Source organism: Faecalibacterium sp. PGM34 (assembly GCF_054456555.1).
Genome location: NZ_CM136898.1, coordinates 700,351 through 723,209, shown reverse-complemented (window position 1 = coordinate 723,209; position 22,859 = coordinate 700,351). Strand labels below are relative to the sequence as shown.

Below are 22,859 nucleotides of genomic sequence, written 5' to 3'. Positions count from 1 at the left end.
TCGTTGGCCGGTTCTATTATTTTTCGATTTCTTCCAATGTAGGCATAGCAGGGATAGCACCGTGGCGGCTGGTGGTGATGCTGGCCGCTTCGTTGGCAAAGGCCAGAATGCTTTCCAGTTTGTCCACAGTCAGGGTGTCCAGCTCCTCCTTGCAGAGCTTGGACAGGGCAGCACCAAAGAAGGTGTCGCCTGCGCCGTTGGTGTCGCCCACCTTGCAGGGAACGCCAGCTACATGACCAGTCTTGTCCCCAAAGCGATAGAATACGCCGTTTGCACCCAAGGTGACAAAGATCAGCCGGATGCCGTTCTGTGCCAGCTGGGCTGTGCCCTCGGCACAGTCGGTGGTGCCGGTGAGCAGAGGCTGCTCCTTTCAGCGGTGCACCAGCAGCGCCTGATACGGCTCCAGCTCTACATCCGCCAGCCAGATGGAAGTGCCCTCCGGGGTGTGATACTCGCCGCCCAGAGCGTCCAGACCGGCTCCTACCGGGTACTCGGTAAAGTTGAACAGTCCCACCAGCGTTTCCTCACCGCGCTTGCGTACCAGTGCCAACACGCCGGGGTTGTGGCTATCCCATGTGGTCACCCACGCATCCGGGGCAAAGCAGGGGTCTGCCCGCATTTGGCGCAGCTGCTCCATGCCCTGCCACAGCTGGTTTTGCAGCGTGCCTTTTTGGGTGCGCTGCTTGGCATCTTCCCAGTTGAATTTACTGCGGTGCAGATTGCGGCTGTCCTCCACACGGTCGGGGTCGTTTTTGTAGTCCCAGCCGTTGCGCTGGGCAATTTCATCGCCGCAGTTCAGCATGGGGAAGCCCTGCAAGAACGCCATGGCAGTATGCAGCAGCAAGTCGCGCTTCACGGCATAATCCAGTGCGATCTTATCGTTCTTTTCCAGTGCCTGCTCCACGCCGCACAGGCTGGCGGTGGTGCCGCAGCTTCGGGCATCGCCGGTGGCAGGGTCGTAGTTGTACAGCTCGCCCTTTGCCCAGCTGCCGGGGAAGCTGCCCTCGTAGAAGTGGTACAGATATTCCTTGTGCTTCTGCGGGTCAATGCCCAGCCGGTTTTCCACTGCCTCATCCAGACCCCAGCCGATGTCATCATGGCAGCGCAGATAGTTCACGAACCAGCAGTTGTCCGGCAGGGCGTGCAGGGCATCCAGCTGTGCTTTCAGCAGCCGGGTGTCCCGGCTGGCAAGGGCACTCCACAGGTTGACCATGGTGGACACGTTGTAGAGCATGTGGCATTCCGGCTTTTCCGGGGTACCGAAATAAGCTGCCAGCTCCTTGGGAGCCATGACCACCTCGCCCTTGAGGATGACCGCCGGGCAGACGCATTCCAGCACCATGCGGAGCATCCGCACGATGGTGTGCACCTGCGGCAGATTGCGGCAGGTGGTGCCCAGCTGCTTCCAGATGTAGGGCACCGCATCAATGCGGAACACTTCCACACCGAGATTTGCAAGGTGCAGAATGCTCTTGGTCATGTCCACGAACACCGCCGGGTTTGCGTAGTTCAGGTCCCACTGGTAGTCGTGGAAGGTGGTCAGCACCCACTTGTGCATTTCCTCGCACCATGTAAAGTTGCCGGGTGCGGTGTTGGGGAACACCTGCGGCACGGTCTGCTCGTACTGGTCGGGGATGGTGCGGTCGTCATAGAGGTGGTAATACGCCTGAAACCACGGGTCGCCCGCCTTTGCCGCCATGGCCCAGCGGTGGGTGCTGGCGGTGTGGTTCATGACAAAATCCAGACACAGGCTGATGCCGGCTTTCCGCAGCTCCCGGGTCAGGTTTTCCAAATCCTTGTTGGTGCCAAGGGCAGGGTCTACAGTGTCGAAATCCTCCACCGCATAGCCGCCGTCGTTGTGGGGATGGGGCATCTGCAAAAGGGGCATCAGGTGCAGATAGGTCAGCTTCTGCTCCTTGAGGTAGGGCAGCTTCTTTGCCAGCTCTTTCAGATTTCCGGCAAAGAGGTCGGTGTACATGGTCATGCCGAACATATTGCCCCGCTTGTACCACTCCGGGTCGGCAGAGCGTGCCTTGTCCAGTGCTTTCAGCTCGGCGCTGCGGGCGTTGTAGGCTTCTGCCATCTCCCGCTCCAGAACTTCCAGCCCTTCCCGGTTGTGGTACAGTTCCATGAACAGCCATTCCAGCTCGTCCTTGTGCTTGGCAAACCGGACTGCAAAGTTATCTTGACTTGTCATCTTTCTTTATCCTTTTCGTGTAAGATGAAGCTGCACGCTGGGGTAATCGCCAAACAGCTGCGGCAGGACAAGCCCCGCATACAGCAGAGTGCTGCCGCTGAACCGCATCCCCTTGTGAATGCCGTCCTCTATGGCGTTGCCGCCGTCGTGGGCATACTGGGAGCCGAAATAGTCGATGCCATCCAGTTCATACACAGCATCTTCTTCCAGCCCACGGAAGCACAGGTGGATGGGCAAGGGATTCGCCTGCGGATGGGTCACCACCAGATTCAGCAGTGCCTCGCTGCCGTCCTCTGCGGCAAACTGCCATGCCGTGAAATATGCGTTTTCTGCCGGGTCGGTCAGTCGGTAATAATCGCCGGTACGGATCAGGTCGTTCAGCCGTTTGAACCGCTTGATCTGGTTTTTCACTGCGGTGCACTCGGCGCGCTTTAATTTGCCCAGATCCAGCTCATAGCCAAAGGTGCCGCTCATCGCCACCACAGCACGGGTGTCGATGGGCGTAGTGCGGCCGGTCTGGTGGTTGGGGCAGGCAGAAACATGAGCACCCATGGTGCAGACCGGATAGCCAAAGGAGGTGCCGTGCTGGATCGTCAACCGTTCAATGGCATCGGTATCATCACTGCACCAGATCTGGGGATAGTAGCACAGCATTCCGGCATCAAAGCGTCCGCCGCCGCCTGCGCAGCCCTCAAACAGCACCTCCGGGAAGCCCTGCGTCAGCCGCTCTGCCAGCGCATAAACGCCCAGCATATAGCGGTGCATGATCTCACCCTGCTGTTCGGCAGGGAAAGCACGGCTGTACACATCGCTCATGCTGCGGTTCATATCCCACTTGATATACTCAATGTGATGCTCCCGCAGCAGCTTGCCGATAACCCCTGCCAGATAGTCCACCACCTCCGGGCGGGAAAGATCCAGCACCAGCTGGTTACGCCCCATGGCAGGCTTGCGTCCGGGCAGGGTCAGCGCCCAGTCCGGATGGGTGCGGTACAGCTGGGAGTTCTCGTTGACCATTTCCGGCTCGATCCACAGGCCGAATTTCATGCCCAGTGCATTGATCTGCCCGATCAGCGGATCCAGTCCGCCGGGCAGCTTTTCGCAGTTCACGGTCCAGTCGCCCAGACCCTGATTGTCGTCATTCCGGGTGCCGAACCAGCCATCGTCCAGCACCATCATCTCCACGCCGAGAGAGGCCGCTTTTTCAGCGATCTTTACGATCTTTTCGGTGTTGAAATCAAAATAGGTGGCCTCCCAGTTGTTGATCAGCACCGGGCGGCGTTTGTCCTTCCACGGGCCGCGGCAGATGTTGCGCCGCAAAAAGCGGTGGTACTGCTGGGAAAGCGGGGTCAGACCCTCTGCCGCAAAGGAGAGGATCACCTCCGGGGTGTCAAAGGTCTCGCCTGGCTTCAGGTTCCACGCAAAGCGCTCCTCCTGAATGCCGCTCACTACCCGGACAAGCCCGGTCTGAGAGCGCTCCACGTCCATCTGGTAGCTGCCGGAATAGACCATCATCACCCCGTAGCAGGCACCGCTGGTCTCCGTTGCATCCTGCTGGCAGAGGATCAGGAAGGGATTATTGTGGTGGCTGGAGCTGCCCCGCACCGAAGAAATGGTCTGGATATTGGTGCCCACAGCTTCCCGCTCCAGCTGCCGTTCCATAGCGTGTCTGCCATGGAAATGCAGCAGATCCCATCTGCCAAAGGGCAGATCCAGACAGGCAGATGCCGCCTTGTCCAGCCGCAGCGGGGTATCTCCGTGGTTTGTCAGCCGCGCCGCACGGGTGATGACATCCTGCTGTGCAAACACGCCGTACAGCAGCTCCAGCGTCAGACCGGTGGCCTCGTCCTGCATTCGGACGATCAGGGTCTCGGCATCGTTTTCCTCTGCGTGGGCACAGGGCAGACCGGTCAGCTGATATTTGCCCGCCTCCACCGTGTGGCTCACATAGGTAAAGTCTGCGCCAAAGGCGCCACGGCTGTCGGCCACCGTCAGGCAGGAGAGACGGAAATCGCCCACATTGCAGCCGGTATACTCCTGCGGGAGCAGATCCGGGGAAATGCCCCGGTGGGTGCGGTAAGCGTAGTAATCCGGCGAGAATCCCCGGTCTGTGCGGGGATACAGCTGCATCAGGTCCCCGGTGCCGATGGTTTTGCCGTAGTACAGATGCAGCAGGTGCCCCAGCGCATCCACCTTCATGTGGTAGCTGGTATGGGCAGTCTCCAATACAAAAATGCGGGCCTCGGAATCAAATCGAATACTCATGGATCCTATACCTCAACGAGATTATTTTTAATAGAAATGCCGACAGACAGGCGGTCGTTTCGGAACGACTACCCGCCTGTCGGCTATGATGAAGGAGAAATGTGAATTGCTTATTTACCGCCGGTCATGGCAATGCCCTGAATAAACTGCTTCTGGAAGATCAGGTACAGGATCACCATGGGGATCATGGCCAGCAGGCTGCCTGCCATCAGCACCGGGAAGTTGGTGGTGTACTGACCGTTCAGGGTGGAAAGGCCGGCAGACAGGGTCATCATGTTCAGGTCGGTGTTGCAGATCAGCGGCCACATCAGGTCAGCATAAGCGAACACCGCCGTAAAGATGGCCAGTGCCGCCATGCTGGGGCCGGTCAGCGGCAGCATGACCTTGACGAAGGTCTGCCACTTGTTGCAGCCGTCCAGATACGCTGCCTCTGCGATCTCGTTGGGGATGCCCAGATACGCCTGCCGCAAAAAGAAGGTGCCGAAAGCGCTGACCAGACCGGGGAACACCAGCGCGAAGATGGAGTTGGTGGCCCCCATCTTTGCCAGCATCTGGTACTGCGGAATAATGAAGATCTGGCTCGGCAGCATCATCTGGACCAGCACCAGACTGAACAGCAGCTTTTTGCAGGGGAATTCCAGCTTGGCAAAGGCATAGCCCGCCATGGAGCTGAACACCACTGCAAAAATCACACGGAACAGGATCAATAGACCCGTATTGATGTAGAGGTTGGTAAAGGGCAGGCTCTGCAGTGCCTTGACAAAGCTGTCCAGATTCCAATGGGAGGGCAGGATCTGCGGCGGGATCGCCATAGACTCGGCCTGCGTCTTGAAGCTGGTGAGCACCATCCATACAAAGGGGAAGATCATGCTGATGCTGCCGAGGATCAAGACCAGATAGGTAAAGAACGTTACGACATTCTTTCTGGTTTTCAGACTGGCATTCATAGTTTACACCTCGTAATTGACCCACTTCTTCTGACCGATGAACTGCACCAGCGTGACCAGACCGATCAGCAGCACGGTCCACACCACAATGGCCGATGCGTAGCCCTTGTTGCCGGCAACAAAGCTCTCGCGGTAGAACAGATACATCAGGCTCTGTGCGCTGGTCAGCGCAGGGTTCGTCTGCTCCACCATCATGTAGATCAGATCGTAGACCTTCAGGGAAGCCATCAGGCGCATGATGAGCACCACAAACAGGGTGGGCGACACCATGGGCAGCGTAATGCTGAAGAACTGACGGATCTTGGATGCACCGTCCAGCTCGGCGGCTTCGTACAAGGACTGGGAAATGTTCTGGATGCCGGACAGCAGCAGCACGGCATCATAGCCGATGGAGCTCCAGATGGAAACGATGGCACAGGTGACCAGAACGATTTTGGGATCGGTCAGCCAGCGGATGTTCGCGCCAAGGACCTGATTCAGAATGCCGTACTCCGCATTGAAGATCCACTTCCAGACCATCGCAACGGCAGCAGGAGCCACCACCATGGGCAGGAAGAAGATGGCACGGAAGGCGGTCTTGCCCTTAATTTTTGCGTTCAGCAGTACCGCCACGATCAGCGCCAGAAAAACGCCCACCGGCACAGTGAGGATGCAGAAGTAGAGAGAGTTCCAGTTTGCCTTCCAGAATTCCACATTGCGGAACATTTCAAGGTAGTTTTCCAGACCGCAGAACTGATAGGCTCCAAAGGCTTTCGTCTTGGAAAAGCTCATGTAGATGGTCTGGAAGAACGGGATAATATTCAGGATCATCAGACCGATGATGGTGGGAGCTATCATGACCAGCCCCCAGAAACGCCCATCACGACCCAGTTTTGATGTGCTTTTCATTTGGTTCCTCCCAAGCTGCATTTTCAGCCCGCACTGGCCTGATCCACGATGTCCTGCATCTTCTGCAGGCCGGTTTCGATATCCTCGGTACCTGCGTAGATCTTCAGCAGCTCATCATTGACCTTGCTCTTCCACTCCGGGCGAGAGGCGTTGTTGACGCTCTGGACGCTGTACTCAAACATGTCGATGAAGCACTGGATATTGATGGGGTACTCTGCAAAGCAGCCTGCCCAGGTATCCTCCAGACCCTGATAGGCAGGGATGGCTGCACCGCTTTCGCCCTGAATGCGCTGGCCCTCCTCGCTGCCGAAGAACTTCAGGATGTCCTTCACGGTATCCAGATTCTTATTGCTGGCAGCAGTAGCGTAGCACAGACCGTTGGAGATGGTCGCACGTCCGTCTCCGCTTTCCGGGTCGGGGCACTTGGGCAGAACAGCCACATCCCACTTGCCCACCATTTCGGGGTAGTTCTGCAGCTCGGCAAGGATGTTCCAGTCGCCTTCCAGGAACATTGCGCCCTTCTCGGAGAAGAATGCAGTGCCGGGAGCGGTCTCGGCAAAGTAGGTCTGGTCCGGGCACCAGTCGTTCTGCTGGAGACCGATGTAGAACTTCATTGCCTTTTCGGTGGCAGGCTGGGTAAAGCCCGCCTTGGTCTTGTCCTCGTTCAGGATGTAGCCGCCAGCCTGATACACAAAGTTCCAGTAGCCAAGCTGGTCATCGGCGTATGCCATATAGCCGTACTTGCCGGTGGCAGCGTAGATCTTCTCGGATGCGCTGACCAGATCGTCCCAAGTCCAGTTCTCGTCCGGGTAAGCAACACCGGCAGCATCGAACATCTCCTTGTTATACACCAGCCCAACCGTGTCCTTGTCCTTGGGGACTGCATACAGGGTACCATTGGAGCCCATGGCGTTGGACAGCGAGACCTCCGAGAACTTGTCCTTCTCCACAATGTCGGTGCAATCTGCCAGCATCCCGTTGTCGGCATATTTCAGCAGCTCGTTGGTGTGCATCCAGAAAATATCCGGCATCTGGTTGCTGGTGGCTGCGGCCTCCAGCTTGGTCCAGTATTCGTTCCAGCTGGTGACCTGCACCTCAATGCTGACCTCCGGGTGCTGCTGGGTGTAGGCGGCACACATAGCCTCCATGCCTTCCTTCTGTGCAACGTCCCAGATCTGGAAGGTCAGTGCCTTCTTGCCGCCGGAAGAACCGTTGCTGCTGCCGCCGCAGGCTGCCAGCATGGATGCGGCGCTCATTGCTGCCATTGCCTTTACGAATTGTCTGCGAGAGATCTTCATTTTTGTTCTCCTCCAAAGTCCTTATTCCGTAGGGTTATCTTCGTACTGTTTCGCACCGGCCGGGTCGATTTTTCTTGCTTTTGTCAGCTCTTACAAAAGCAGCGAGAAAATTTTGTGCATCATCACATTGCACAGTTTCTTTTCTCTTGTTGTGCCATTATTATACTATCTGCCAGTAGTTTCGTAAATGCAAAAATGCGACTTGTTATATCTCAATTTGAAGGAATACTGCGAATTATGTTGAAGTCATAACGCATTTTGGTATATAATAAGAAAAAGCGGACAGGAGGTGTCTTGTATGCAAGAATGTACAAAAAGAAACGTATCAACGGAAACAAAATGCAGGTTCCATGTGTTTCAGGATGAGCGATTCGTCGATCTCAACTTATACCAATATGGCTGGGAGCAGACAGAGCCTCTACACTCCTATGGTCCCTATGCCCGCAACCACTATCTGTTCCACTATGTCATCTCCGGCAAAGGGCTTCTGCTTGCAAACGAACAGGAATACGCCATCGAGGGCGGGCATGGTTTTCTGATCACTCCGGGTGAGGTCACTACCTACCGTGCCGATGAACAGGATCCGTGGGAATACACATGGATCGAGTTTGACGGTCTGCGTGCCCACGAAGCCCTGAACCTTGCAGGCATCAGCGGACAGAACCCGGTGTACTCGCCTGCGAGCACCAAAGCCGGACAGCTGCTGCAAGAGCAGATGCTCTTCCTGGTAAATCACAGTCAGGACAGCCCCATGCGTCAGATCGGCTACGGCTTTCTGTTTCTGGATCAGCTTGTACAGTCCTCTGCCTCCCATCAGGCACAAAGTCCCCGCCGCCTGCGGGACTTCTATATGAAGGAGGCTCTGTCTTTCATAGAGCAGCATTACAGCGAAGATATTTCCATCGAGGACATCTCCTCCTTCTGCGGACTGAACCGCAGCTATTTCAGCAAGGTGTTCCGAGATACCATGGGCGAAAGCCCACAGGGGTTCCTGCTGCACTACCGCATGGCACGGGCGGCACAGCTGCTGGCTGAAAGCCGCCTTCCCATCAGCACCATCAGCACCATGGTCAGCTATCCTAATCAGCTTCACTTTTCCCGTGCGTTCAAAAATGTATATGGCATCAGCCCACGGGACTATCGTGCAAAGCATCTTGCACTATAAAAATTGGTCTCATTCTCCGCTATACGCCTTTCGTTTTTCCGACATATAAAAACACCCCATTTGTCAGACCGAATACTGTCGGACAAATGGGGTGCTGTTCATTCAGGGGCGCACCCTGTTTTTTGTTTGCGTTTAATCTTTTACCCCATGGCTCCCGGTTACGGTTTTCAAGTATTTCTCCGGATCGCCATTCAGAATCAAATCCGCATAGCCCAGCGGGTCATTATAGACGAGATAGCCTAACTCCGACCTCTGCGCTATGGTCACATCCAGTGCATCCTCGACCCCGGTGCAGTCAATGGAGATCATTCTCCCATCCCGGAGCAACAGCTCCACGCAGCCGGTGTCCATGTTGAATTTGCAAGCTCTTGCATCGTACTTCATGTTTGTGTCCTTTCTGCCTTACGGCACTCTTACCGTGGTCTGTCGTGCTTTTTTATGATAAGGTCTAGGACGTTTTTCGATGGAAGCAAGGGATTCGTTCTGTTTTCCAAAGAATACAAAAAATCCGAACCCTTCTCCTATTGGAAAAAAGTTCGGATTTTGTTGTTGTGGTGCACCTCCAGGGACTCGAACCCTGGGCCCACTGATTAAGAGAGCAAGCCGCCGGTTCGCCTCATTTCATGGAAGTTTCGAGTCATCGTTATTTTTAATCAAAGCAACGTGATTTTTCACCCGGCAATTTCTGCACCCTTTGTCGGATTTTGCAGCGAAAAGCACCCTCTGCACGTTTTGAAACCGTGCAAAATCCGTGCAGGAACCGTGCACTTACTCTCCGACAAATTAAAAATCGCCCTATCCTCACCGGCTTGACGGCATTGGTTTGAGTGGCCGCACACCAAAATCAAGTCTAGGAGAATACTACTATGATGAAACTGCTTTCCTGCCACTATAACATGGACACCAACCGGTGGAAGCCCGGTTCGCGAATTGCACTATGCTGCATAAAGCAATGGATGCCTAATGATTCAATTTTGTCCTAGTGTCCAATTTGTCCTAGTGTCCAAAAAAACGGGTACATATCACCACCGGAGGTCTGTTTTTGTTATCCTAAATCTTCGCCGTTGGTGGCAATGACCTTCTGATACCAGTAGAAGCTGTCCTTCTTTTCGCGGCTCAGGTCGCCGGTGCCGTCGTCAAACTTATTGACGTAGATGAAGCCGTAGCGCTTTGCCATCTCACCGGTGGAGGCACTCACCAGATCGATGCAGCCCCAGGGGGTGTAGCCCATCAGATCCACGCCGTCCTTTACAGCCTCAGCCATCTGCTCGATGTGTGCCCGCAGGTAGTCGATGCGGTAGCTGTCGTGGATCTTTCCGTCAGCATCTTTCTTGTCGTAAGCGCCCAGGCCGTTTTCCACCACCATCAGGGGAATGCGGTAGCGGTCGTAGATCTCGTTGAGGGTGTAGCGCAGACCAACGGGATCGATCTGCCAGCCCCAGTCGGAGGCTTTCAGGTAAGGATTCTTCTTACCAGCAATGATGTTGCCGCCCACATCATCGGCATCCTTGTGGGTGGTGATGCAGTTGGACATATAGTAGCTGAAGGTGTAGAAATCGACAGTACCGGCCTTCAGGATGGCAGCATCCTCCGGCTCCTGCCGGATGGTGATGTTATTCTCGGCAAAATAGCGCTTCATGTAAGAAGGATACTCGCCGCGGACATGCATATCAGAGCAGAACCAGTTGCTGATCTGCATGGCCTTCTGGTTGGCGATCTCGTCGGCCGGGTCGCAGGTCAGTGCGTAGCTGGTGATAAAGCAGATCATGCAGCCCATCTTGAACTGAGGGTAGTGGTCGTGGGCATACCGGACAGCCTCTGCACTGGCCACAAACTGGTGATGCAGCGCCTGAAAACGCTCCTGCTTGTTGTCCGGCACCTTGTCGGTAGGGCCTTCAAAGCCCCGGATGGTGCCTGTTTCCAAGATCGCGCCCATGGGCATGGTGCCGCAGTTGATCTCGTTGAAGGTCAGCCAGTACTTGACCTTATCCTTGTACCGCTCAAAAATAGCCTTGCAGTAGTTCATATAGAACTCGATGAGTTCCCGGCTGACCCAGCCGTTGTACTTTTCCACCAGCGCATAGGGCAGTTCATAGTGGCTGATGGTGACCAGCGGCTCGATGCCGTGCTTCTTGCAGCAGTCAAAGACCTTGTCATAGAATTCAAGGCCCTTCTCGTTCGGCTCGGTCTCCATGCCGGTGGGGAAAATGCGGGTCCAGTTGATGGAGGTGCGGAAGGTCTTGAAGCCCATCTCGGCGAAGAGAGCAATGTCCTCCTCGTAGTGGTGGTAGAAGTCGATGGCCTCATGGCTGGGATACAGCCGGTCGGAGCGGACAGCAGTTGTCACCCATTTCGGGCTGGTGTGAGAGCCATTGGTGCACAGGTCAGGGACACTGGGTCCTTTGCCATCCACGTCCCATGCGCCCTCGAACTGGTTGGCTGCACAGGCACCGCCCCACAGGAAATCATCACGGAAAACGCTCATAAGTTTCTACTCCTATCCTATTTTGTTCTGGTTCAGGCGGGGTTCTGTTCAAAGAACAGCTTCAGGGCACCGATCAGGTTGGCATCGTTGCCATAGCGGCAGCGCACCAGCTCCGGCTTGACCGTCGGCATGACTGTGCAGCGCTCAAACAGCCAATCCAACTCGGCCTGAATCGCAGGCAGCAGAGCCTCCGCTGCGCTGATACCGCCGCCGATGGCCACCTTTTCCACATCCAGCACATTCTGCAGGCTCAGGATGCCAACGGCCACCCGCCGGGCAAAGATCTTAAGAGCCTTCTGCGCTTCCGGCTCCCCGGCATTGTAAGCCGCAAAGATTTCTTCCCCGGTGGGCATGGGGCTGCCCGTCGGCAGATGCTTCTGCCGGGCATACTCGAAGATCAGGCCACTTGCCGAGGCCATTCCCGCCCAGAGGGGTGCTTCGGAATACCGCTCTACCGAGGTCAGTTTGAAATCATCGTCGGCCATCTTTGAAATATCCGAGACAAGGCCGCTAACCTCGCCTGCGGCAGCGTGAGCGCCCATCAGCACCTTCCCGTTCAGGATGATGCCGCCGCCGATGCCGGTGCCCAGCGCCAGCACAAGACCATTTTCCACACCGGCCAGCGCACCGGTCCAGCCCTCCGCTGCTGCGGCACACTTGCCATCGTTGGCGATGGTCACCGGCACGCCCAGCCGTGCCTCTACCTGCGCAGCAAAGGGCTGCTCCCACATAAAGGCACTGAGCATTCCACCGGTATGGGCGATGCCGTTTCTGGTATCGATGCGGCCCGGCATAGAGATGGCGCAGCCCACGAACTGTCCCTGAAGGGGAGCGGCAAAGCCCTCGATGACCGCCAGAAGGTCATCCATATTCGTCAGCGGTGTCGGAACCTTTCCACCAGAGATTTTCCGGGCCTGTTCATCGGCCAGGCTGTACTTGATGAAGGTTCCGCCGATGTCGATCAAAAGATACTGTTTCATCTTATCTCCTGCTTTCTGTTGGTTGTTTTCAGACTCATGCAAAGCCCAACGCGGCAGCCAGGCTGAGCATCACTGGCAACGTGATCAGTGACAGCAGAGTGCTCAGACAGACCATCTGCACAGCGTAGGAAGAATCCAGCCCCAGACGCTGGGCATATACCGCGATGTTGCTGCCGATGGGGGCCGCATTCACAATGATGAGCACCGTGCCGATCTGCCGCCATCCGGCTGGAAGAAGCATCAGACAGACGATCGTCAGCAGTGGGATCACCACCAGCCGTACTGCCGAAAGGGCGTAGAGCCGGGGGCGGGTAAAGATGGCTTTGAGGTCGGTCCTGGCCAGATAGACACCCAGCACGATCATGGCAAGCGGAGCGTTCATGCCTGCAATGGCCTCCATGGGGGTGCGGAGGAACTGCGGCACCGGGATACGGCAGAAGTAGATCATCACACCGCCCAGCAGGGAGAGCACCAGCGGATTTTTGAGCACTGCCCCCAGCTGGATGTACTTTTTGTCCCCGGAAAGCTTTGCCTGGCCGTAGGTCCACTGCAAAGCATTCAGCAGGGCCACAAAGCCTGCTGCGTAGAACACAGCTTCTCCACCCAGCACTGCTGTGACAAGCGGAAATCCCATGAACCCGGCGTTGGAAAAAGCCACACCGATCTGCGCCATGGGGTCTTTGCGGAAAAAGAGCCACGACACCGCCATGGAGAGCAGCAACACCCCGGCACCTGCCGCAATGCTGACAGCCAATTCCACAGCTCCCTTTGCCGAATACTCAATACAAAATGATTTTAGCACAACACAGGGCAGCACGCAACATAACAGCAGGTGAGCCAGTGCCTTGCTGCCTTCCTGGGTGATCAGTCCGGTACGATAAAGCACATAACCTATGATGAGATAGAGGAACATCAGAAGGATCTGACCCAGAACAACACCAAAGACTCCGGTCATTGCTTTCCTCCCTGTTCTTCTCCGATTTTGTGCAGCAGCGGCAGCAGAGCATCCATCACAGGGCGGTAGCCGTTGGCATACAGGTGCATTCCCTCAATGGTGTACTCCGCTTTCAGATTTCCGGCAGCATCGTACAGATCCTTGTTCAGGTCGAGGAATTCCGCCCCGTATTTCCGGGCCAGGGCCTGCACGCCCTCGCTTGCCTCCCGGATACGCTCATTGGTACGCCAGCGGAAGCATTCGATCAGGCCCGAATCTTCGGCCACGGTGGGGTTTACCGGATAATAGGCCAGCAGGTAGAGCTTTGTTTCGGGCAGTTTTTTCCGGATCTGCTGCACGATCTCCTCATACCGGCCCAGCATGGCGGCGCGGTCGTAGTCCGGGCCGTTCAGGTCATTGGTGCCGATGTTCAGGAACAGGTGCGCAGGCTGCAGTTCAAGAATGCACTCGTCCATGGCCTCCAGCAGCTCGGTGGTGGTAAAGCCGCCGATGCCCCGGTTGTACAAGGTGCAGCGCAGATCATCGTCCTGCAAAAACTCATACAGCGGAAACTGTTCCATCAGGCTGGAACCGGCAAACACCACCGCTCCTTTCTTTGCATAAGGATTCAGGCGGTGGAACCGCTCCCGCTTGATCTGCTTTTCCCGCTGGCTCTCCTGCTGCCGCAGTTCGTTCAGAAGGACATTTCGTTCCTGTTCCGTCATGGTCTTGGTTCCTTTCTCTCAGTTCTCGTGCAGGGGCAGTTCTACAAAGCTGCCCTCCCCCAGCAAGATCTTCTGGTGGGCGATGCGGGTCTTTCCCTGTTCAGACCAGACTCCTGCGTAATTGCTGTGAACGGCGTACTGCGGAAAGTCGGAAGAAGAGACATCCAGCCGCAGGCAGCTGCCGGGCTGCACTGTCCAGTTCATATCCCACATCTCCACACAGACCTTTGCTGTCTGACCGGGAGTATAGGTCTGCCCCTCCGGCAAATCTGCTGCAATGGTGGTGATGCCGCCCCGGATGTTATAGGCCCTGCCATCCGGGAACACTTCCATCAGCTTGGCAGTGAAAGCAGTATCATCCACATCGGTCGAGACATTCAGGTGCACCTTGATTTGCCCACAAATGGGCAGTGCTTTTTCCAGCGGAGCGCTGACGAAGCTGACCACATCGAGCCGATAGTCCGGCTCCGGCTGCAGCAGGCTGCCTGCCTCGGCAATAGTGGTCAGAACGCTTTCTGCACCATGGCTGGGCACGGGGGTCTCCGGGTCATATACAAAGGTGCGCTTCCCTTCTGCCGACTCGGCATTCAGAGTTGTTTCACCCAGATAAAGCTTTTCAGTCCGGCTCACAGGGGCAGGCCATGCCTCCAGCGTTTTCCAGCGGTCCTCCCGCATTACATAGGTGCGCACCCGCTTTTCCGGCTGTTTTTTCTGCTTCAGCAGCAGATCGAACCATTCCAGCATCCGGTGGATGTCACCGTTTTCCAGATTGTGCTGCTCGCCCCATGCAATGCAGGGTTGGGACATATGATTCCAGCAGCCGATATCCAGCCAGCTATGGGCCTTTGTTTCCTCGCTGAGGGAGGCATAGGTATTGATGGCACTGCCAAAATGGTGATCGTACCATGCATCGATGATATACACCGGAACCTTGGTATTCCCGGGCACATCGGCTAACAGCTTCCACCAGCCCTGCTGCCAGTAGGCATCTGTGCGGCGGGTGGCGTGGATCCAGTCCTGATACCAGTCCAGCGTTCCGCCCCACAGCGCTCCGTCCACCTTGTCGTGGGGACGGAAGCGGCAGCTTTCCAGATAGTCCGCTGTGACCGGATGGCCTGCATTCTGCATTGCCCAGCCAGTCAGCACGTCGTGACGGAACAGTCCCTTTTCATAAGCTGATTTGAAACGGTCGGTGCCATAGACCGTCAGCATCATTCCCTTGACCTTGGGTGGAACGATATCTGCAATGGCCCAGCCGGTCAGGGCCAGATAGCTGGCTCCGAAATAGCCGATGCTCTCTGCCCAGGGCTGGTCGTTGAGCCACTGCAGGGTATCGCGACCATCCGGGCGCTCATTGACGTTGGGTTCCCAATGTCCCTCGCTCTTGCCCGTACCGCGGCAGGTCTGGATCACATAGCCGTAGCCCCGGCGGGTCAGTTCTGCTCCGTTGATTTCATACAGCGGCTGCTGATTGGGATAGCAGCTGCGCTGGATCAGCACAGGGAACTGTGCAAGCCCCTCCGGTTTGAAGATCTCGGTATAGAGCTTCACTCCGTCCTGCATGGGCAGCATCAGTTCCTCCCGGCGGCAGCCATAGACCGGGCCGTCGTAGGGCATACTGGCATATTCCTGCCGGTAGCTCTCCTGCACCTGCCGCATCATCTCTTCCATCTCACGCTGCTTCTGCTCGGCAGCGGCCTTTTTTTCTTCCTCTGTCATCGATTTTCCCGCCTTTCCGTGTTCTCAAAAGCGTGTGCAGCTGACAAAGTGGCCGGGTTCCACTTCCTTCAAGGGGATATCCCTGCCGCGGCAGGCATCTGTTGCATAGGGACAGCGGGCCGCAAAACGGCAGCCGGGAGCCGGGTCCACAGGGCTTGTCAGTTCGCCGCGCATGACCTCAGTGGAAAGCTTTTTGGCCTTCAGGCTGGGGATGGGCACAGCATCCAGCAGACCCTTGGTATAGGGGTGGAGCGGATTCTTGAACAGATCCTCGGTCTTGGCATATTCCACACACTGGCCCAGATACATGACCATGATCTCGTGGCTGATGTGCTTGACCACGCTCAGATCGTGGGTGATAAAGACATAGGTCAGCTTTTTCTCATCCTGCAGATCCATCAGCAGATTCAGGATCTGTGCCTGAATGGAAACGTCCAGTGCAGAGACCGGCTCGTCGCAGATGATGAACTCCGGGTCCATGGCCAATGCGCGGCCGATGCCGATGCGCTGGCGGCGGCCGCCGTCCAGCTCGTGGCTGAAACTCTCTGCATAACGCTCATCCAGGCCGACGGTCTCCATGATCTCGGCGATGCGGGCATCGTATTCGTCACGGTTTTTGCAAGCTTTATAGATCTTCAGCGGTTCTCCGATCAGTTCCTTCACGCTCTTGCGGGGATCCAGCGAACCGGACGGATCCTGGAAGATCATCTGCATCCGGGCACGGATGGGCTTGAGTTCCTTGGCATTCAGTTTGGTGATGTCGGTGCCGTCGTAGATGATCTGACCATCGGTAACATCATAGAGCCGCAGCAGCAGGCGGCCCAGCGTGGACTTGCCGCAGCCGGACTCGCCCACCACGCCCAGTGTGGTACCGCGCTTGATCTTGAAGTTCACGCCGTCCACCGCATGGAGCTGGCTGTTTGCGCCGACTTTGAAGTATTTTTTGAGGTTCTTTGCCTCGATCAAAATCTTTTCTTCCATTGTCATTTCCTCCCGGCTCAGGTGTTGGACTGCGGCGGATCGAACCGGCAGCAGCGGATGAAGTGGCCCGGTGTGACCTCCCGCATCTTCTGGGCCTTTTTGCAGGCTGCAGTGGCATATTTGCAGCGGTCAGCAAAGCGGCAGCCCTCGATCTTCTGGGTGGGGTCAGCCATCATCCCCTCAATGGCCTCCAGACGCTTGGTGTTCTCATCCAGCTTGGGAATGGCGTTGAACAGCCCCTGGGTGTAAGGGTGGCGCTGCGTGGTCTCAAAGATATCCTCTGCTGTACCGTACTCGATGGCCTCACCGGCATACATGACCATGACCTTTTCGCAGGTCTGGGCCACAACACCCAGATCGTGGGTGATGAGGATCATGGCGGTGTTCAGCCGCTTCTGCAGCTCATTGATCAGGCCCAGCATCTGGGCCTGAATGGTCACATCCAGTGCAGTGGTGGGTTCGTCGGCAAGGATCAGCTTCGGCTCACAGGCCAGCGCAATGGCAATGACGATGCGCTGCTTCATGCCGCCGGAAAACTGATGGGGGTACTCCACCTTGCGCTTTGCAGGGATGCCCACCAACTCCATCATCTCGTCCACACGGGCTTCCAGTTGAGCAGTGCTCTGCTCCGGATGATGGATCTTCAGCACCTCCATGATCTGGGCTCCCACGGTCATCACCGGGTTCAGGGCAGACATGGGATCCTGGAAGATCATGGATACCACACTGCCGCGCATGGCACGGATCTTTTCCTCGGGAGCATTCAGCATATCCACACCGTCCAGCTTGATGGAGCCATCGGTCACAAAACCGATGCCTTCCGGCAGAAGCTGGATGACGCTCAGGGCTGTGGTGGTCTTACCGGCACCGGTCTCGCCCACCAGACCCAGCGTCTCGCCGTAGTTCAGATCCAAGTCCAGACCATTGACGGCGTAGACGGTGGAAATTTCGGTATCATATTCAACGCTCAGGTTTTTGACTTCCAGCAGCTTGTCGCTCATTTCAGGCCACCTCTTTCACATTCTTGGTGCGCTTTGCGCGCTTGGTTTTTTTGCCGCTGCCCAATGTGCCGCGCAGCTTCGGGTCGAGGGCATCGCGCAGAGCGTCGCCGCACATATTGAAGCAGAGCACCACGATGATGATCGCAATGCCGGGAGCAATGGCAATGATGGGCTGGGTGGACAGGTACTTATAGCCGCCGCTGACCATTGCGCCCCAGCTGGGAGTCGGGGGCGTGATGCCCATGCCCAGGAAGCTCAGGTTCGCTTCGGCCAGAATGGCACCGCCCAGGCTGGCGGTCATGCTGACGATGTTGACGGACAGGCAGTTGGGGAACACATGCACCAGCGTGTTGCGGATCCGGGATGCACCGCACAGGGTACCGGCGGTGACATAATCGGCATTGCGGACGCTCAGCACCTGACCGCGGGTGACACGGGCGTAGCCGGGCACCATCGAGATGCCGATGGCCAGGCAGACATTGCCCAGGCCCTGACCCAGGATCGCGCCCAGAAACATAGCCAGGATCAGCATGGGCACGGCCATCATGGCATCCATGACACGCATGATGAAGGCATCCACCACGCCACCTGCCATGCCGGCGATCAGACCCAGTGCCATGCCGATGACGCTGGAAATGACCACGGCCACGATACCGACCGTAAAGGAGATGCGGGCACCATAGATGATGCGGCTCAGAACATCACGGCCATTGGAGTCAGTGCCCAGCCAGTGCTCGGCAGAGCAGCCCTTCAGAACATTGTAAAGATCATCCTTGTTGGGATTATAGGGAGCAATCACCGGAGCAAAGATGGCGATGAGCACCATGATGAGAAGCAAAATTGCGCAGACCACGATGATCTTGCGGCTGAACATGACCCGGAACACGCGGGAGGATGTGATACGCTCCAGCAGACCCTTCTTTTTTGTCTTGTTTTCCACAGTTCATTCCTCCTTTTAGCGGGTGCGGGGATCGATGATGCCGTACAGGATATCGACCACGAGGTTGCAGATGGCAACAAAGATGGAGATGATAAGCACACCGTTCGCCACCAGCATGAAGTCACGGTTGCTGATGCCGTTCATCATCACGCTGCCAAGACCCGGGATGACGAACAGGCTCTCGATCAGGACGGTGGAGCCCACCATGGAACCCAGGCGCATTCCCATGGTGGTGACGATGGGGATCATGGAATTGCGCAACTGATGCCTGAAGGTAACATCCTTCTTGGAAACGCCTTTGGCACGGGCGGTGGTCACATAATCCTGCCGTATGACTTCCAGCATGGAGGAGCGGGTCAGACGGACAAAACCAGCGTTGACACCCAGACTCAGCACAATGATGGGCATGATCATGTGGCTGAGCCAGCCTCCAAAATCACGGGTGATGGGAACATAGCCGGAACTGGGCAGAACCCGCAGTTTGAGGGCAAACACCAGCATCCCCATCATACCCAGCCAGAACATGGGCATCGAGACACCGATGTTCGCAAAGAAGGAGATCACACTGTCAATGGCCTTGCCTCGGTTCTTGGCAGCAATGATGCCGAACAGGATACCGGTGATCGTACCAATGATAAAGGCGGGGATCACCATGGTCAGGGTTGTGCCCAGACGGGGCAGGATGATGTCAGCGATCTCAGACTGATAGCTGATGGACTGGCCCATGGTGCCCCGGAACAGGCCGCCGATCCAGCTGAGATACTGGACGATGACCGGACGATCGAAACCATAAAGGTGGCGGTAATAGGCGATCTGCTCTTCGGTGGCGGTTGCACCCAGATAGTTGGCTACGGGGTCGCCCGGAACCATCTGGATGAGGGCAAAGACGAACAGAGTGACAAGCAGGATGGTGATGCAGGATTGCACCACACGCTTGCCGATCATTTTGGCAAGGTTGTTCGATTTCATAGTTCGCTCCATTTCCTGCGGAACCTTTCTCCTTCTAAAACAAATTCCGGCGCAGTTGCCCGCGCCGGAATCTGCCGAAATAAGGAGAAACGTATTCCGGTCGTGATACACTAAGGTTGGTCTCTTACTTGTTCAGCCAGCAGGCGGACAGATCCCAGCAAGCAGTGAAGGCTTCGGTTGCGTGATCATCGATGACGTAATCGTACTTGTACATAGAGGACTTATTCACGTACAGCACGCGGCCAAACAGGCAGGAGCCATCCTCGGCATCGTAGATTGCTGCCTGTAGCTCCTTTTCCAGCTTGTGCTTCTCATCGGGATCCATGCAGCGGCGGATCTCCTCCAGCAGCTCCATTTCCTTGTCGGGATGCTGGATGCCCTTGGCGTAGTAAGCGCCGTTCTTGTCCAGATGACGACCCATGTACAGGCCCAGATCGGGAGCGATGGTTGCAAAGTGGAGCATCAGGCCCTCCCAGGTGCCATCCTTCATGTACTGGTTGTTGGTTGCGCTGTCCACCTGCTGGATGTTGCAGTGGATGCCCACCTCGTCCAGCATGTTGGCAATGGCCGTCAGCATATCGGACATGCCGCTGATGGTGATAATGTTGGTGGTAAAACCATCGGCATAACCAGCCTCTGCCAGCAGGGACTTTGCCTTCTCCGGATCATAGGTAAAATGATTCAGGCTGTCGTTGTAGGTGGCGGAACCGGGAACTGCCCACTGGTCGGTCATCTGTGCCATGCCCATCAGAAATGCTGCGTTGATGGCATCCACATCGATGGCGTAGCACAGGGCGCGGCGGACACGGGCATCGGCCCAGGGGCCGTCAACGGCACTGTTGGGGATCAGACCCAGACTCTCGACACCCATGCCGTTCTGGTTATCTTCCTTGACGTAGATGCCTGCACCGTCCAGCTGCTGCAGGATGGTGGGATTGGCCAGACCTACCCAGTACATATCATACTCGTTGGCCTGGAAAGCAGTGTTTGCGGTGCTGGACTCAGTGACAAGGGTCACCTCCACGGAATCCAGATAGGGCAGGCCCTCTTTCCAGTAATTCTCGTTCTTGGTGTAGATGGCGTAGGCGTTGTTCTCGAACTCGCTCAGCTGGAAGGGGCCGGTGCCGCAGGTGGCGGCATCCAGGCTGCTGGGGTTTTCCAGTGCCTTGGGGCTCATGTAGTAGACGAAGAAGCCCACAGATTCCAGCGTGGAGGAGTTGGGCTCTGCCATCATCATCTTGATGTGGGTGTCATCAATGACCTCACAGGAAGCGATGTTTGCGGTCTCGGTGCGGTTGTTGGCCTGATACTCCTCAATGTTGCGCTTGACGGCCTCTGCATTGAAAGGCTCACCGTCGGCGAAATTGACGCCCTCCCGCAGAGTCCAGGTAATGCTCAGCTCATCGGTGTTCACATCCCACTCTGTTGCCAGATTGGGGATCATATTGCCCTCGGCATCATAGCTGGTCAGGCTTTCATAAGAAAGCGTCAGGTAGTAAATGGCCGCATTGCCGGTGGCACGGGGGGGGGTGTAACCGGGGGTGGCAATGGGGCTGGAATAGCACAGGCGCAGGGTGCCGCCAGCCTTGGGCTCACCGGTTGCCACTGCACTGGCGGCTGTGGAGCCAGCCGTGCCGGCTGCGGTGGAACTGGAAGAGCCGCCGCACGCGGCCAGTGTCAGGGCCGTTGCAGAAATGCCCATAGCCTTGAGGAAGTTCCGACGAGAGATACGTTTCATAGTGGTTTCTCCTTCTTGTCCTTCTTATTCTTGCGTTCATCTGCACGGTTCTGTGTCTGCCGTGCTTTTGTTGTATTTAGTTTAACGCACCGGGAGCTTTTCCAACTACCAAAAAGCCGAAACTAATTTTTCATTTTCCGTGTTCCTGTTCCGAGAGCTGCAGCATTTTTTCAAGTTTCCGACCTCTGTTTTTCCTTTTCAGAGGTTTCTTTTGTCAAAAAATGAAAACAGGGCCGGTCTCCCAGCCCTGCCTGTTTCAATGCAATGCGTTCAGCCAATTATCCAATGCGCTTTGTTTTGCCTGAAGGATCTCCTGTATCCCGGCCTGTTCCAGTTTTTCCAAAAACTCCGGGAGCGCCTCCTCCGAATCCAGATAGCCGCACATCAGCCCGTTGTGATAGCTGTTCTTCAGTGCCCGGCAGGCATCCAGCTTTGCGGCAACTGCATTGTTGTTGAAGCTGAATCCATAGGCCGGAGAGACCCACTGCGGCTGCTCGTCTGTTTCCGGCATCAGTCCGCTGGCGTTGAGATACAGATTCTGCCACGGATGGAACTGTTCCTCTTTCCCATCTCCGTTCGCAAAGAGATCATAACAGGATGCATCCGTGTACAACAGTTCAAGAAGAGCCAGTGTCTCCCTGCGGTGGCTGTTGGTCACCGGCAGACACCAGCTCTCCACCGGGATGGAGCCGTTCTGAATGGTCGGCCCCAGCGGGATGGCAGTCAGCTCTGTGCCACAGGCCCGGGTGCAGCAGTCCAGCGAATCCCGGTTGAGCCGTGCAAAAAAGCCAAAGCTGTTGCCCAGCCGCATCCGATCGGTGGCCGGTTCGTCCCGCAGGCTGGCATTCCGCAGGATCAATCCTTCCTGATACCACTGATGCATAGTTCTGCAAAGCCTGCTGTAAGCATCCGCGGCATACCAGTTGACAACGGTGGTGCCGCTTTCTTCGGTCAGAACACCAAAGGTATCTCCCAGAGGATCCAGTTCCGGAAAAGGAAAAACCTGTCCATTATCCGGCAGGACCCCCTCTGCATTGGGCCGATGCTGCCTGACCTGCATCAGCAGGTCGTGCAGAGCATCCAGATCCGTGCTCTCCTCCGGCCTGGCCCCCAGCTCCCGCATCCAGTCGGCCCGGGCCAGAAAGCCGATCTGATACATCGAGACTGCCCGTGCCGGGACCGCATAGATACGGCGGTAATAGGTTCTACTCGCCCACTGCTGCTCTGAGAACAGAGCTTTCAGCCCGGGATGTTCTTCCAGAAGCGCACTCAGGGGCAGGATGCAGTTCTGATTTAGGTAAACATCCAGCGGCTGATTCTCTGTGAGGAAAAACAGATCCGGCATGGTCTGGCAGACCATCCGTTTCCACAGCTCTGCCGAGTAATTGGTGGGTGCCACCTGCTCAATGGAAACGCTGAAGCCCAGCTTCTGCTTTGTGACTTCGCTCAGCGCCGCCGAAATGCGGACACAGGCAGTTTCATCCGATTGGCCCGGCATCAGCACTGTAACCATGGGCTCTGTTCCACTTTCTGCCGCCGATTCCGCCCGCTCCCCGCAGCCAGCAAGCAGAGCTGCTCCGGCTGCAGCACCGGTCAGCTGTAAAAATGTCCTGCGAGCCATCCTTGT

Annotated in this window: 19 protein-coding genes; 1 reads left to right on the top strand and 18 read right to left on the bottom strand. The window is 56.4% G+C overall.

Annotation, left to right across the window (positions count from 1 at the left end; genetic code table 11):
* Window positions 1–16: 16 nt before the first annotated feature.
* The 6 genes from ACXPUX_RS03445 to ACXPUX_RS03420 form a co-directional block, all read right to left on the bottom strand.
* Window positions 17–358: a carbohydrate kinase family protein gene (locus ACXPUX_RS03445; protein WP_458831153.1), complete on the bottom strand. Its 342-nt coding sequence runs from the start codon at window positions 356–358 to the stop codon at window positions 17–19.
* A 12-nt stretch (window positions 359–370) separates the two neighbouring features.
* Window positions 371–2,197 carry an amylosucrase gene (locus ACXPUX_RS03440; RefSeq protein ID WP_458830040.1) on the bottom strand — a complete coding sequence of 609 codons (1,827 nt, stop codon included), beginning with the start codon at window positions 2,195–2,197 and terminating at the stop codon, window positions 371–373.
* A gap of 6 nt (window positions 2,198–2,203) precedes the next feature.
* Complete coding sequence (locus tag ACXPUX_RS03435) at window positions 2,204–4,462, bottom strand: alpha-galactosidase (protein WP_458830038.1); 2,259 nt, start codon at window positions 4,460–4,462, stop codon at window positions 2,204–2,206.
* Between the two features lie 110 nt (window positions 4,463–4,572).
* Window positions 4,573–5,409, bottom strand: a complete 837-nt coding sequence (locus ACXPUX_RS03430) for a carbohydrate ABC transporter permease (protein ID WP_458830036.1) — start codon at window positions 5,407–5,409, stop codon at window positions 4,573–4,575.
* 3 nt (window positions 5,410–5,412) lie between these two features.
* Window positions 5,413–6,297 carry a carbohydrate ABC transporter permease gene (locus tag ACXPUX_RS03425; protein WP_458830034.1) on the bottom strand — a complete coding sequence of 295 codons (885 nt, stop codon included), beginning with the start codon at window positions 6,295–6,297 and terminating at the stop codon, window positions 5,413–5,415.
* A gap of 23 nt (window positions 6,298–6,320) precedes the next feature.
* Window positions 6,321–7,595: an ABC transporter substrate-binding protein gene (locus ACXPUX_RS03420; RefSeq protein WP_458830032.1), complete on the bottom strand. Its 1,275-nt coding sequence runs from the start codon at window positions 7,593–7,595 to the stop codon at window positions 6,321–6,323.
* Window positions 7,596–7,893: 298 nt separating this feature from the next.
* Here ACXPUX_RS03420 and ACXPUX_RS03415 point away from each other — a divergent pair, with 298 nt between their 5' ends.
* The gene (locus ACXPUX_RS03415; protein ID WP_458830030.1) at window positions 7,894–8,760 is read left to right on the top strand and encodes an AraC family transcriptional regulator; all 867 of its coding nucleotides are present in this window, start codon (window positions 7,894–7,896) and stop codon (window positions 8,758–8,760) included.
* Window positions 8,761–8,892: 132 nt separating this feature from the next.
* On the opposite strand, the gene ACXPUX_RS03410 is transcribed toward ACXPUX_RS03415, so the two are convergent.
* From ACXPUX_RS03410 to ACXPUX_RS03355, 12 genes are all read right to left on the bottom strand, one after another.
* A complete protein-coding gene (locus ACXPUX_RS03410) occupies window positions 8,893–9,144 on the bottom strand; it encodes a DUF6061 family protein (protein ID WP_458830028.1) in 252 nt (83 codons plus the stop codon).
* A gap of 661 nt (window positions 9,145–9,805) precedes the next feature.
* Window positions 9,806–11,245: a glycoside hydrolase family 1 protein gene (locus ACXPUX_RS03405; RefSeq protein WP_249259379.1), complete on the bottom strand. Its 1,440-nt coding sequence runs from the start codon at window positions 11,243–11,245 to the stop codon at window positions 9,806–9,808.
* Between the two features lie 32 nt (window positions 11,246–11,277).
* Window positions 11,278–12,225, bottom strand: coding sequence for an ROK family protein (locus ACXPUX_RS03400; RefSeq protein WP_458830025.1), 948 nt, complete (start codon window positions 12,223–12,225; stop codon window positions 11,278–11,280).
* A 34-nt stretch (window positions 12,226–12,259) separates the two neighbouring features.
* Window positions 12,260–13,180, bottom strand: coding sequence for an AEC family transporter (locus ACXPUX_RS03395; protein WP_458830023.1), 921 nt, complete (start codon window positions 13,178–13,180; stop codon window positions 12,260–12,262).
* On the bottom strand, window positions 13,177–13,884 hold the full coding sequence (locus ACXPUX_RS03390; protein WP_458830021.1) for a GDSL-type esterase/lipase family protein: 708 nt from the start codon (window positions 13,882–13,884) through the stop codon (window positions 13,177–13,179). Before ACXPUX_RS03390 ends, ACXPUX_RS03395 begins: the two co-directional genes overlap by 4 nt.
* An 18-nt stretch (window positions 13,885–13,902) precedes the next feature.
* Window positions 13,903–15,603, bottom strand: a complete 1,701-nt coding sequence (locus tag ACXPUX_RS03385; protein WP_458830019.1) for a CocE/NonD family hydrolase — start codon at window positions 15,601–15,603, stop codon at window positions 13,903–13,905.
* A gap of 24 nt (window positions 15,604–15,627) precedes the next feature.
* A complete protein-coding gene (locus ACXPUX_RS03380; RefSeq protein WP_349176352.1) occupies window positions 15,628–16,584 on the bottom strand; it encodes an ABC transporter ATP-binding protein in 957 nt (318 codons plus the stop codon).
* A gap of 17 nt (window positions 16,585–16,601) precedes the next feature.
* Window positions 16,602–17,585 (bottom strand): ABC transporter ATP-binding protein, encoded by a 984-nt coding sequence (locus ACXPUX_RS03375; protein WP_005931657.1) that lies wholly within the window; start codon window positions 17,583–17,585, stop codon window positions 16,602–16,604.
* Window position 17,586: 1 nt separating this feature from the next.
* Complete coding sequence (locus tag ACXPUX_RS03370) at window positions 17,587–18,525, bottom strand: ABC transporter permease (protein ID WP_227613186.1); 939 nt, start codon at window positions 18,523–18,525, stop codon at window positions 17,587–17,589.
* A 15-nt stretch (window positions 18,526–18,540) separates the two neighbouring features.
* On the bottom strand, window positions 18,541–19,494 hold the full coding sequence (locus ACXPUX_RS03365) for an ABC transporter permease (protein WP_458830016.1): 954 nt from the start codon (window positions 19,492–19,494) through the stop codon (window positions 18,541–18,543).
* A 124-nt stretch (window positions 19,495–19,618) separates the two neighbouring features.
* On the bottom strand, window positions 19,619–21,232 hold the full coding sequence (locus ACXPUX_RS03360; RefSeq protein WP_458830014.1) for an ABC transporter substrate-binding protein: 1,614 nt from the start codon (window positions 21,230–21,232) through the stop codon (window positions 19,619–19,621).
* 256 nt (window positions 21,233–21,488) lie between these two features.
* Window positions 21,489–22,853 (bottom strand): DUF3502 domain-containing protein, encoded by a 1,365-nt coding sequence (locus tag ACXPUX_RS03355; RefSeq protein WP_458830012.1) that lies wholly within the window; start codon window positions 22,851–22,853, stop codon window positions 21,489–21,491.
* Window positions 22,854–22,859: the final 6 nt, after the last annotated feature.